11 protein-coding genes are annotated in these 12,596 nt (G+C 33.7%); 9 read left to right on the top strand and 2 right to left on the bottom strand.

Features of this window, described 5'->3' with window-relative positions; all coding sequences use genetic code 11:
* The first annotated feature begins 21 nt into the window (after positions 1 to 21).
* A complete protein-coding gene (guaC, locus tag FGL66_RS05685) occupies positions 22 to 999 on the top strand; it encodes a GMP reductase (protein ID WP_180808918.1) in 978 nt (325 codons plus the stop codon).
* 183 nt (positions 1,000 to 1,182) lie between these two features.
* Here the strand turns inward: guaC and lexA are convergent, their stop codons facing one another.
* Complete coding sequence (lexA, locus tag FGL66_RS05680) at positions 1,183 to 1,806, bottom strand: transcriptional repressor LexA (protein WP_180808917.1); 624 nt, start codon at positions 1,804 to 1,806, stop codon at positions 1,183 to 1,185.
* 141 nt (positions 1,807 to 1,947) lie between these two features.
* On the opposite strand from lexA, the gene sosA reads away from it, so the two are divergent.
* From sosA to FGL66_RS05645, 7 genes are all read left to right on the top strand, one after another.
* On the top strand, positions 1,948 to 2,169 hold the full coding sequence (sosA, locus tag FGL66_RS05675; protein WP_258007257.1) for a DNA damage-induced cell division inhibitor SosA: 222 nt from the start codon (positions 1,948 to 1,950) through the stop codon (positions 2,167 to 2,169).
* Positions 2,170 to 2,293: 124 nt separating this feature from the next.
* A complete protein-coding gene (locus FGL66_RS05670) occupies positions 2,294 to 2,530 on the top strand; it encodes a DUF896 domain-containing protein (RefSeq protein WP_180808916.1) in 237 nt (78 codons plus the stop codon).
* 111 nt (positions 2,531 to 2,641) lie between these two features.
* Positions 2,642 to 4,627: a transketolase gene (tkt, locus tag FGL66_RS05665; RefSeq protein WP_180808915.1), complete on the top strand. Its 1,986-nt coding sequence runs from the start codon at positions 2,642 to 2,644 to the stop codon at positions 4,625 to 4,627.
* Positions 4,628 to 4,803: 176 nt separating this feature from the next.
* Positions 4,804 to 5,043: a YneF family protein gene (locus FGL66_RS05660; RefSeq protein ID WP_308413113.1), complete on the top strand. Its 240-nt coding sequence runs from the start codon at positions 4,804 to 4,806 to the stop codon at positions 5,041 to 5,043.
* A 416-nt stretch (positions 5,044 to 5,459) separates the two neighbouring features.
* On the top strand, positions 5,460 to 5,933 hold the full coding sequence (locus FGL66_RS05655; protein WP_180808913.1) for a CcdC family protein: 474 nt from the start codon (positions 5,460 to 5,462) through the stop codon (positions 5,931 to 5,933).
* A 136-nt stretch (positions 5,934 to 6,069) separates the two neighbouring features.
* The gene (gene sbcD, locus FGL66_RS05650) at positions 6,070 to 7,191 is read left to right on the top strand and encodes an exonuclease subunit SbcD (RefSeq protein ID WP_180808912.1); all 1,122 of its coding nucleotides are present in this window, start codon (positions 6,070 to 6,072) and stop codon (positions 7,189 to 7,191) included.
* Positions 7,191 to 10,229, top strand: coding sequence for an AAA family ATPase (locus FGL66_RS05645; RefSeq protein WP_180808911.1), 3,039 nt, complete (start codon positions 7,191 to 7,193; stop codon positions 10,227 to 10,229). The genes sbcD and FGL66_RS05645 overlap by 1 nt, the downstream gene beginning before the upstream one ends.
* A gap of 66 nt (positions 10,230 to 10,295) precedes the next feature.
* Here FGL66_RS05645 and mscL read toward each other — a convergent pair whose 3' ends face one another.
* Positions 10,296 to 10,649 (bottom strand): large conductance mechanosensitive channel protein MscL, encoded by a 354-nt coding sequence (mscL, locus tag FGL66_RS05640; protein ID WP_180808910.1) that lies wholly within the window; start codon positions 10,647 to 10,649, stop codon positions 10,296 to 10,298.
* A gap of 249 nt (positions 10,650 to 10,898) precedes the next feature.
* On the opposite strand from mscL, the gene FGL66_RS05635 reads away from it, so the two are divergent.
* Positions 10,899 to 12,533: a BCCT family transporter gene (locus FGL66_RS05635; RefSeq protein WP_180808909.1), complete on the top strand. Its 1,635-nt coding sequence runs from the start codon at positions 10,899 to 10,901 to the stop codon at positions 12,531 to 12,533.
* Positions 12,534 to 12,596: the final 63 nt, after the last annotated feature.

The following is a 12,596-nucleotide window of genomic DNA, read 5'->3' as shown; positions in this document are numbered from 1 at the left end:
ATAGATGAGGGGTTTTAATACATGAAAATTTTTGATTATGAAGATATCCAATTAATACCAAATAAAAGTATTGTGAAAAGTCGCTCTGAGATTGATACATCAATTCAATTTGGGCCACGACGTTTTAAATTACCAGTAGTTCCTGCAAATATGCAAACAGTCATGAATGAAACATTAGCAGAATGGTTTGCTAAAAATGATTATTTTTATATTATGCATCGTTTTGACGAAGCAGCACGTATTCCATTTATACAGCGAATGAACGAAAAAGGCTTGTTTGCATCTATTTCTGTGGGTGTTAAAGCACCAGAATTTGAATTTGTTAAAGAGATTGAGGCATTGGGTTTAAAACCAGAATATATCACAATTGATATTGCGCATGGTCATTCAGATCAGGTTATTGATATGATTCAACATATTAAAAAGCATCTGCCAGAAACTTTTGTTATTGCTGGAAATGTGGGCACACCAGAAGGCGTACGTGAACTTGAAAATGCAGGTGCAGATGCAACAAAAGTAGGTATTGGACCTGGACGTGTGTGTATTACAAAAATTAAAACTGGATTTGGTACAGGTGGTTGGCAATTAGCGGCGGTAAACCTGTGTAGTAAAGCAGCACGTAAGCCTATTATTGCAGATGGTGGAATTAGAACACATGGAGATATTGCAAAATCTGTACGCTTTGGTGCATCAATGGTAATGATTGGTTCACTTTTTGCAGCACATGAAGAATCACCGGGTGAAACAGTTGAGATGGATGGCAAAAAGTATAAAGAATACTTTGGCAGTGCATCTGAATATCAAAAAGGTGAACGTAAAAACGTGGAAGGCAAAAAGATGTTTGTTGCACATAAAGGTAAATTACAAGATACACTTACAGAAATGGAAGAAGATTTACAAAGTGCGATTTCATATGCGGGTGGTAAAGATGTAGATGCCCTTAGAAAAGTGGATTATGTTATCGTTAGAAATTCAATCTTTAATGGAGATAGAGATTAATCAATATATTAGTATTGTATATTAATAAGTGACTGAAGCAGGACAGAAAACTTTCTGTCCTGCTTCTTTTATATTGAAGAAGTTTATTATATCTAAAAATGAATAATCAACTTGCTATATATAACAAGTTACTTACTGTTGTAGAATACCTATTATAATAGATGAGTAAAGAAAATTTGTAGGCTACATTTCTCTAAAAAGACCAATCACTTTTCCCAATACAGTTACTTGATCTAAATAAATAGGGCTTAAAGCACTATTCTCAGGTTGTAAGCGATAATGATTTTTTTCTTTATAAAAACGTTTTACAGTTGCTTCGTCTTCATCAGTCATGGCCACAATAATATCTCCATTTTCTGCAATGGATTGGCTTCTAACAATCACTTTGTCTCCATCTAATATTCCTGCTTCAATCATACTATCTCCAACAACATTTAGTATAAAAATTTGTCCATTATGTGTAGATGTGAAGTGTTCGGGGAGCGGATAATATTCTTCGACATTTTCGATTGCTGTGATTGGTACGCCAGCAGTTACTTTCCCAATAACGGGTACAAAAATGGTAGATTCCATATTGATAGCGTCTCCCATCAATTCACTAACAATTTCAATTGCTCGTGGCTTTGTAGGATCTCGGCGAATATACCCTTTTTCTTCTAAGCGCGAAAGGTGTCCGTGAACTGTTGAGCTTGAGGCAAGTCCTACTGCTTCTCCAATTTCACGTACACTTGGTGGATAACCTTTTGTTTGTACAATATGTTTAATATATTCAAATATTTCTGTTTGTCTTTTAGTTAACTCTCTCATTATCTAGGCACTCCTTCAAATTATTTAAACTCATTATATCATATTACACGAACGCCAACAAACATTTGTTCGCTTTTTGTTGACAGAGAACATTAGTTCTGTTAAATTGCTTATACAAACAAATGTTCTAGGAGTGTCGAAATGATGTTACAGCATAAACTATCAGATTTACATTTATTTTTAATTGTATTTATAGCTTCAGTGTTGGTGTTCTTGACTTTTTTTATACTGGCAAGTCAAAATGAACAATCAGAACAAACGTACGAGATGACTGACCATTCACTACAAGATAATAATCAAATAATTAAAGAAAAAGATATGAACAGGGAACAAAGTGTGTTTGCAATTACATTAAGAAAATAGTACAAAATGATGTTGCATAATGACATATATAGGGTTACAAGTGGCATATACCTAAGTAGAAGTGTTTGGTTTTTCATGATATTTCTGATATATTTTTGTAAAGAAATTGACGGAGGTAACTGATATGTTAAGCCAAGATAAATTGGATCGTATTAACGCCCTTGCAAGAAAGAAAAAGGAGCAAGGATTAGATGAACATGAAGCGAAAGAACAATCACGATTGAGAAGTGAGTATTTGGAAACATTTCGTAAGAGCTTTAAATCTCAAATCGAACATACAAAAGTGATTGATCCAGAAGGTAATGATGTGACGCCTGAAAAACTAAAGTCTATACAAAAGCAAAATCATTTGCGCAAGTAAGTGTCACAGATTATTCATTGATTAAAGATGAAGATATGTTGATTTTCTAGGCTTTCAACGTGTCTTTCAGGTATAATGTTATTATGAACAGAAAAGAAAGGAAGTCGTTTTATGTTTGATAAAAAAGACAGTTTAGCAGTTAATACATTGCGTGCTTTAAGTATTGATGCGATTGAGCAAGCGAACTCTGGACACCCCGGTCTACCTATGGGAGCTGCTCCAATGGCATATACTTTATGGACACGTCACTTGAATTTTAACCCAAATGCAAATGCGTATTTCAATAGAGATCGATTTGTTTTATCAGCAGGTCATGGGTCAGCTTTATTATACAGTTTACTCCATGTTTCGGGAGGACTGGAGTTAGAAGAACTAAAACAATTTAGACAATGGGATTCTAAAACACCGGGACATCCAGAATATAAACATACGAAAGGTGTAGAGATTACAACAGGTCCGCTAGGTCAAGGTTTTGCTATGGCAGTAGGTATGGCTATGGCAGAAAAACATTTAGCCGCTAAATATAATAAAGATATTTCAATTGTAGATCATCACACATATGTACTAGCTTCTGACGGTGATTTAATGGAAGGTATCTCTCATGAGGCAGCTTCATTAGCAGGTCATTTAAAACTAGATAAGTTGATTACACTTTATGACTCAAATGACATTTCATTAGATGGTAGAACAAATAAATCATTTTCTGAAAATATTAAGCAACGTTTTGAATCTTATGGATGGAACCATATTTTAGTGAAAGATGGTAATGATTTGGAAGCTATCGATAAAGCGATTCAAACTGCAAAAGAACAAAATGGGCCAACAATTATTGAAGTTAAGACAATTATTGGTTATGGATCACCTAACAAGTCAGATAGCCATACATCACATGGTGCACCTTTAGGCAGTGATGAACGCACGTTAACGTTTGAAAATTATGGACTAGATGCAACTCAACGATTCCATGTTGATGAGGTAGTTTATGAACGTTTTAAAGAAACGATGATTACACGTGCCGATGCACATGAAAAAGAATGGGAAACAAACTTTGCTACTTATGCCGCTAAATATCCAGAATTAGCTAGAGAATTTAAAACAATTTTAGATGGGAAGCTACCGAGTCGCTACGCTGAAGCATTACCTAAGTTTGAAGTCGGTCATAATGCGGCGACACGTGCGGATTCGGGCGAAGTTATTCAATCATTGAGTGCAGCTGTTCCTTCGTTGTTTGGAGGTTCTGCAGACTTAGCATCATCTAACAAATCAAATGTTAAAGCGGAGAATGATTTTTCTGCTGAAGATGGTAGTGGTAGAAATGTATGGTTTGGTGTGCGTGAGTTTGCAATGGCAGCAGCGGTAAATGGTATGGCAGCACATGGTGGTTTGCATCCGTATGCGGCAACATTCTTTGTATTCAGTGATTATGTTAAACCAGCAATGCGTTTGTCATCGCTAATGGGACTTGGCTCAACATTTATCTTTACACATGATTCAATTGCAGTAGGTGAAGACGGTCCGACACACGAGCCGATTGAACAATTAGCGGGCTTACGTGCAATTCCAAACTTAAATGTTATTCGACCAGCTGATGGCAATGAAACGCGTGTTGCTTGGAAAGTAGCAGTTGAATCCCAAAACACACCAACGGCTCTAGTTTTAACAAGACAAGGACTGCCAGTGCTAGACGTTACTGAAGATGAGGTCGAAGAAGGGGTACGCAAAGGTGCTTATGTTGTGTATGAAACAGAAACAGCACCGGAATATATCCTATTAGCTACAGGCTCAGAAGTTAGTTTATTAGTTGAAGTTGCAAAAGATTTGGCACAACGTGGTAAAGGTGTGCGTGTTGTATCAATGCCAAACTGGAATGCTTTTGAACAACAATCTCAAGCGTATAAAGATGAAATTTTATTACCACAAGTCACAAAACGTGTGGCTGCTGAGATGGGCGCTACATTAGGTTGGCATAAATATGTAGGTATGAATGGTCTTGTAATTGGTATCGATCGTTTCGGTGCAAGTGCACCTGGAGACTTAGTTGTTGAGAAATACGGCTTTACTAAAGAAAATGTGTTAGCTAAGATTGAACAGATGTAATATATGAAACTTAGAATGTAGATATTATAAAATGGAGTGAGATTGAGAATTCTGTCTCACTCTATTTTAACGTCATACTATAAATTAAGGTTTCTATCTTGCTCTAAGCTGAATTGTCTTGAAAAGCGTGCTTATTTTTAGTAAAATGCTAGAGGATAAGGAAAGTGGGTGAAACGATGGCTACATGGTTAGCGATATTATTAATCGTAGTTGCACTTATCATCGGTCTTGTCGGTGGATTCTTCTTGGCACGTAAATATATGATGGATTATTTAAAAAAGAACCCACCTATTAATGAAGAAATGTTACGCATGATGATGATGCAAATGGGTCAAAAACCGTCACAGAAAAAAATTAACCAAATGATGACGATGATGAATAAGAATCAACAAGAACAAATGAAAAAAACAAAATAAGATTGTATAAAGGCTGATGACTACTAGGGTAACCGGTAGTCATCAGCCTTTATACATATTTCAATCATAAAAGAATGAATAAGTGATATAAGTCTATGAGGTTGCAATAAGCATTCTATACTATTACTATGCACTACTTTCTTGATTTTTGTTATTATTTGTATTTTAATAGAGTTATGTTTTGATATTGAATAAGGTGCTAGGACATCGTGAAAAGTGTCCTAAATAAGGGAGATAACATCTGTAAATGACAGTATGTGCTTGAAGTGACAATATGTTTTAGTAAACTTTTTACTTTGAGTCACTCTTGTCTAGGAAAAACTACGAAAGCTTTTGGCAAAAATGGGCTTTCTCTCTCACTTCCACAGTAAATATACAATTTTATGTGCCTTTGAAAGATTTGAGGAGGAAATAGAGTGATTTATTTAATATTTTCTATTATTGTTGCCTTTGTGATGGGGGCAATTGTTATTGTAGTGCGTATGAAGGCACAACAATATCCAGTTAATGCAAAAAAAATCATTTTACCACCTGTTTTTATGTCGACAGGCGCACTGATGTACGTTGTCCCATATTTTAGGCTTACGCATACTGAAATCATAGAGTCGATCGTGTTAGGTGTTATTTTTTCGACCGTTTTAATGTTAACCTCACATTTTGAAGTTAAGGGCGTACATATCTATTTAAAAAAGTCTAAAGTCTTTCCTATTGTATTAGTCTCATTATTAATTGTAAGAACGATATTAAAAGTATTTTTAGGGAGTTCGATTGATGCTGGTGAGTTAGCGGGAATGTTTTTCTTGTTAGCTTTTAGTATGCTATTACCATGGAGAGTAGCAATGTTATTGAGATATAACTACTTAAAAAGACAAATCGTACAACGATTATAAAGGCATGCAAGATAAGTTTGAATAGTATCAAAGAGTAGTTTGCACATGAGAAGAAGCATGTGGACTACTCTTTTTACTTGTATTTTCGAGGATGAAAATATATAACATTAGCGAATAAACAGGCTGAGGTGATGAAATGAAAATTATACATACAGCAGATTGGCATTTAGGAAAACGTCTGAATGGTCATAGTTTTTTAGAAGATCAGAGTTGGATATTAAATCAATTTGTAGAAGAAATGAAGCAAGAAAATCCGGACATCATTGTGATTGCAGGAGATATTTATGATACAGCTTATCCTAGTAAACAAGCAGTGGGATTGATGGAGAACATTATACAACAACTTAATTTGAATATGAGAATTCCAATCATTATTATTAATGGTAATCATGATAGTCGAGAACGTTTAGGTTATGGTGCATCATGGTTTCATAGTACGCAATTATTTGTTCGTACAACATTAGATGCTTTTTTTACACCTTTAGAATTTGAAAATATTGCATTTTATACTTTACCGTTTTTCACTGTATCAGAAGCTCGTAATTTTTTAGAAGATGATTTTGAAACTTATGAAGATGCTGTGAAAATTTTTGTGAATCGTATAGCCGATAAGATGGACCATCATAAACAGAATGTGTTAGTAGGGCATTTCACTTTGAACGGTACACCTAAAAGTGATTCAGAGCGTGATATTACAGTAGGTACAATAGAAGGCGTATCTCCTCAATTTTTAGAGATGTTTGATTGTGTATTATTAGGACATATCCATCAGCCATTTGCGCTAAATTACGAACGTATTATTTATAGTGGTTCGTTACTACAATATTCTTTTTCGGAAACTAAACAAGCCAAAGGTTATCGTGTTGTTGAGATTACAAAGGATGGAGGTTTTAACCAATACTTCAAACCTCTAAGACCTAAACACGAATTAGAAGTTGTTGAAGGGGATTATGAAGATATTATTAATGGAGATTTTGAACATAAAAGTAATACAAGTTATTTTCATTTTAAATTAAGTAATATTGGACATGTGACTGAACCCATGCAAAAACTTAAACAACTTTATCCCAATACATTAGCATTAACGCCTGAAAAATTTATGATTCAAGATATACCCAAGCAGAATATGCATATTAAAACATCTCAGCCAATAGAAATTATTCAAAGTTTTTACCAAGCGCACACTGATATGCCACTTACTCATATTCAAAAAGCATATATTGAAACACTACTTAATGAGCAAGGGGAGGAAGAATAATGAAACCCATTCGTTTACAGTTGGAAAATTTTGGTCCCTTTTTAAATGAAGAAATTGACTTTGCTCAAATTCAGTCAAATCAGCTTTTTTTAATTAGTGGCAAGACAGGATCAGGGAAGACAATGATTTTTGATGGTATTGTATATGCATTGTACGGTAGGGCTTCTACCGAAAAAAGAGAAGTGAAATATTTGCGTAGCCATTTTGCAGATGCACAGTCACCACTGAAAGTTACTTTTGAATTTGAGATAGGCACTCAACGTTATAAAGTGATCCGAACAGCCCCTTACCAAAAGCTAGGAAATAAAGGAGAAACCCAGTCAACTTTAGAGGTGTATCATTATGAAGAAGGACGCTATATTTTAAAAGAAGGGACAACAAGAGATGGTGATAAATTCTTGTTGGATATTATAAAGTTAAAGCATGATCAGTTTAGACAACTTTTTATTTTGCCTCAAGGTGAATTTAAAAAATTTCTTATGTCTAAAACTTCGGACAAACAACCTATTTTAAGAACATTATTTAGTACAGGAATATATGAGAAATTGCGTTTACAGCTCTATGATAAAACGAAAAATATTAAAACAGAAATAGAAAAACAGCATATTAAAATAAAAAGTACATGGCAAAAGCTAGCGACGTTTGATGTGCGAGAGCTGATGACTTATCAAGCATTAGAACCACAACAGTATAAGCAATTGTTGGAAGTAGCATCTCAATATATTGAAATAGGTAATACAAAAGTTAAGCAACTCAACGATGAAAAACAAAAAATATATCAAAGTTTACAAGAAATTAAATTTGAAAAAGAAAAGCAACAACAGAGAATAGAGTTGGAAGAAAAACAGCGTCACCTTGTTCAAGTTAAAGCAGAGTTAAACATGAAAAATGAAGAGATGGAAATACTCGAGCAGCAGTTGAAACGGATTACAGAGAGTAAACTCGCAATCAAATTATATGAAGATTTAACTTTAGAGCGTGAACAATTAGAGGATAAACAACAGCAAATAGAGCGTACAAAGCAAGATATGAATCAACTTTTAGCTGAACATAAAGTATTAGAACAAAATAAAAAAGTGCTAGTACAAGAAAATGAAAAGATAGAAAAACAAAAAATATTTATTCAAAATACTTATTACTACTATCAAAACGCTGATTTATATAAAGAAAAACAAAAAAATATTCAACATATTGATGAACAACTTGTGAGAATTAATCAACAATTAAAAGAAAAAAATATAGAGTATGAGCAATTGAAACAACGTATTTCAGGTAAGGTAGTAGATATGACTCAAGAAAGGACACTTATAGATATATGTCAAAGCTTAAAGCGTGAAGTGGAACAACTTGAGCATAATAGAGAGCAAGTTCAAAATGCAGAAGATCTTCAGGAGAAAATAAGTCAGTTACATCAGGAAATTATAGCGATTGATGAGCATATAGCTAAAAATATTCAACAGCAATATAAGATGACCGCACATGATCATGCAATCTTAAATCATGAACAAGCCGTTCAGAGTTTGCGCGATCATCTGACAGTTGGGAGTCCATGCCCAGTGTGTAATCAAGTCGTTCATAAAGAGGATGTAGAAGCACGTTCTATTGATGAATTAAAAATCTATCAAACGGAAAATAAAAAATTAGAACAACAAATCAATGAATATCGTCTTTTGAAAGTTCGTAAGGAAACATCATTGAAACATTATAAAGAAGTTTATCAAAATGTATCTTCAGTAACATTTGATGCAGAGGAACTGAGTGAAAAATTAAAACTGTTACATTCTAAAGAAGCAGCACTGAATCAAATACGTGAGTGCAATAAGTGGTTAGACACAGAAAATCAACGCTTGATTGAAATTCAAAAAGAAGTGATGAAGTTTGAGCAAGAGCAGGAGATAAAAACACAACAGCAATTAGCAAATCGAACAGCTATTGAAGAATTATATACGAAGACGGGCTATACAGACATTGCATTATTTGTAGAAAATTATGAAATACAATTGAAAGCTCAAGAACAGTTTGATTTTAAAGTGAGCCAAAATAATGAAGACATGCAGCGCAATATTTTGATGAGAACACGTATTCAACAGCAATTGGAAATGCTTCGTACACATATTGAACAATCAAAAGATAGCATAATACAAGCAGCACAAGATTTAGATTATGAGCTTCAAAAGTTGCAATTGGAAGATGAAAAAGAACTGATTCGATTAAAAGAAATGGCACATCAAACAGAACAAATTAAACAGAAGGTTGATGCTTACTTTGATCATGTAAAATTAAATAGAGAGAAAATCAAAGAGGTACAAGAACATCTAAAGTTAATAGAAGTCAAAGATATAAAACAATTAAATGACAAGTATGATGAATGTGAAGAAATGTACAATGAAAGTGTAAAAGTATATAACCAAGTGGAATTGAAGGTAAGAGAAAATAAACAATATATTGAAGAGGTTCAGTTACAAATTCAATATTTACAAAATACATTAGAGACGCAAAGTGAATTAGTGACTTTATCAGAAGTTGTTAGTGGTCATAATCATAAAAAACTCACTTTAGAAAACTATGTACTAACCTATTATCTGGATCAAATATTAGAGTGTGCTAATCGACGTTTACAAGCAATGACAGGTCATCGTTATCAACTTGTAAGAAAAGAAGACATAACTGGTAAAGGATTTAGTGGCTTAGATATAGATGTGTTTGATTACTATGCCAATCAAACACGACCCATTAACTCTTTGTCAGGGGGAGAAACATTCCAAGCTTCTTTAGCCCTAGCACTTGGATTGTGTGAAATTGTTCAAAATGAGCAAGGGGGTATTTCTTTAGATGCTATGTTTATTGATGAAGGTTTTGGTACATTAGATCAAGAAACTTTAGAAACAGCATTGGAAACACTTATTCAGTTGCAATCGAGTGGAAGATTGGTGGGGATGATATCCCATGTGACAGAATTGAAAGATAGAATTCCTGTTATTTTAGAAGTTATATCGAATAATGATCAAAGTACAACACGAATGCAGTTTAAAGAGTAATATAAAAAGCGTACATACTTTCTTCTGTTTATAAGGAAAGTATGTACGCTTCTATCATATTTATGTTTATTTGTTGCGTAATAAGTCGCGAATTTCAGTTAAAAGAACAGTGTTTTCTTCAATTTCTTCCTCTTCTTCTTTCGGTTTCACAACAGTGTTTGCAATTTTAACAAAGATAAATAATGCAAATGCAATAATGATAAAATCAATAATAGACTGAATAAAGATACCATACTTAATGCCGTATAGTGACCAGTTTTTAGCAAAGTCGATTTCACCAAATAATAGACCGATTAAAGGCATGATAATGTTTTCAACTAAAGATGTTACAATTTTATTGAATGCTGCCCCCATAACTACGGCAACAGCTAAGTCGAGTACATTTCCTTTTAGTGCAAACTCTTTAAATTCTTTAAACATTTTTTGTTAACTCCTCTCTATTTATTACTAAAATTAACAAAAAATATTATACATCAAATTACAATTAAAACAATACACTTTTTGAAAATATATTATTTCCATTTTACACTACGTTGATTATAATCGATTGTTTTGTTATGGTATATGTTATGGTTATAGTTTTTAATTTTAAACCTCATGAAAAGAGGGTATATAAATTAAAAGGACTTGATTGTTAAAATTTAATAATGAAAGGGAGTATGTTAATTTATGAATGCTTCAAATCCAGAACCAAATGGTAAGAAGTTTTCACCTGTTTTTTTAATTAGCTCGATCATTGTATTTGCGATTGTGCTAATAGGTGTATTTATTCCAACGCAATTTGGTGAAGTTGCGAATGATATAAAACTATGGATTACAGATACATTAGGATGGTACTATTTAATCTTAACTACAATTATCGTGTTTTTCTGTATTTTCTTGATTTTTAGCCCAATTGGAAAGTTAAAGTTGGGACGTCCTAATGATAAACCGGAATTCAATACAGTTTCATGGTTTGCGATGTTATTTAGTGCAGGAATGGGTATTGGATTGGTATTCTATGGTGCAGCTGAGCCATTATCTCATTTTGCAGCACCGCCTAATGCTGATCCGATGACTACAAAAGCTTTCACTGAATCTTTACGTTCAACATTTTTCCATTGGGGTTTCCATGCATGGGCGGTATATGGTGTCGTTGCATTGGCATTAGCGTATGCACAATTTAGAAAAGGTGAACCCGGCTTATTGTCTAAAACATTAAGACCTATTTTGGGAGATTATGTAGACGGTATTATTGGTACATTAATTGATGTATTAGCTGTATTTGCTACGGTTATTGGTGTAGCAGTATCACTTGGTATGGGTGCATTACAAATCGCAGGTGGGCTAAATTACCTTTTCGGTATACCTAATAATATTGTAACTCAAGCTATTATTATCGTTGTTGTAACAGTATTATTCATTATGAGTGCATGGTCAGGACTCAATAAAGGTATTCAATATTTAAGTAACTTAAATATTGGTTTAGGAACATTGTTAATGCTTGCAGCCTTAATTGCAGGTCCTACCATTCTTATTTTAAATATGTTTACAAGTTCAACAGGTAGTTTGTTGGATTCGTTCTTATTTAGTAGTTTTGATACTGCCGCAACCAATCCACAGAAGAGCCAATGGATGTCAGATTGGACATTATACTATTGGGGTTGGTGGTTGAGTTGGAGTCCGTTCGTAGGTGTATTTATTGCACGTGTATCTAAAGGACGTTCAATTCGCGAATTTATTTCTGGTGTATTACTTGTACCAGTTATTGTAAGTTTCTTATGGTTTAGTGTATTCGGTGTATTAGGTATTGAAACAGCTAAAAAACATAAAGAAATTTTTGATATGTCGGTAGAAACACAACTATTCGGTGTGTTTAACCACTTACCAATGGGCATGGTTTTATCTATTATTGCGTTATTACTTATTGCATCATTCTTTATTACATCAGCAGACTCTGCGACGTTTGTATTAGGTATGCAAACAACCAATGGTTCATTAAACCCAAGTTCATTTGTTAAAGTAACATGGGGTGTAGCACAATCATTGATTGCGTTTGTCTTATTGTTATCAGGTGGCGGCGATGGTGATGCAGGACTGAATGCGCTACAAAGTGCGGCGATTATCAGTGCGCTACCTTTCTCTATTGTTGTCATCTTGATGATGATCAGTTTCTATAAAGATGCGAATAAAGAGCGTAAGTTCCTTGGCTTAACACTTACACCTAATAAACATCGTTTGAAAGAATATGTCGCACAATCTCAGCAAGATTATGAAGATGAATTAATTTCAAAACGCAAAGATTTAAGAGATAAAGAGAAATAATAATATAATATGAGTATAGCTCTTGTTAAAAGCGATTAAGACACATAGAAAAGTCTTAATCGC

It is taken from the genome of Staphylococcus sp. 17KM0847, from assembly GCF_013463155.1.
Taxonomy (GTDB): Bacteria; Bacillota; Bacilli; order Staphylococcales; family Staphylococcaceae; genus Staphylococcus.
The sequence above is the reverse complement of the archived record's forward strand: the minus strand, read 5'-3'. Positions and strand labels throughout refer to the sequence as shown.

What these genes read in the sequence shown, in the direction of transcription:
- FGL66_RS05635 (WP_180808909.1), top strand. Translation starts at nt 10,899, where the DNA reads ATGAATGCTTCAAATCCAGAACCAAATGGTAAGAAGTTTTCACCTGTT.
- FGL66_RS05645 (WP_180808911.1), top strand. Translation starts at nt 7,191, where the DNA reads ATGAAACCCATTCGTTTACAGTTGGAAAATTTTGGTCCCTTTTTAAAT.
- FGL66_RS05660 (WP_308413113.1), top strand. Translation starts at nt 4,804, where the DNA reads ATGGCTACATGGTTAGCGATATTATTAATCGTAGTTGCACTTATCATC.
- sbcD (WP_180808912.1), top strand. Translation starts at nt 6,070, where the DNA reads ATGAAAATTATACATACAGCAGATTGGCATTTAGGAAAACGTCTGAAT.
- guaC (WP_180808918.1), top strand. Translation starts at nt 22, where the DNA reads ATGAAAATTTTTGATTATGAAGATATCCAATTAATACCAAATAAAAGT.
- tkt (WP_180808915.1), top strand. Translation starts at nt 2,642, where the DNA reads ATGTTTGATAAAAAAGACAGTTTAGCAGTTAATACATTGCGTGCTTTA.
- lexA (WP_180808917.1), bottom strand. Translation starts at nt 1,806, where the DNA reads ATGAGAGAGTTAACTAAAAGACAAACAGAAATATTTGAATATATTAAA.
- FGL66_RS05670 (WP_180808916.1), top strand. Translation starts at nt 2,294, where the DNA reads ATGTTAAGCCAAGATAAATTGGATCGTATTAACGCCCTTGCAAGAAAG.
- mscL (WP_180808910.1), bottom strand. Translation starts at nt 10,649, where the DNA reads ATGTTTAAAGAATTTAAAGAGTTTGCACTAAAAGGAAATGTACTCGAC.
- sosA (WP_258007257.1), top strand. Translation starts at nt 1,948, where the DNA reads ATGATGTTACAGCATAAACTATCAGATTTACATTTATTTTTAATTGTA.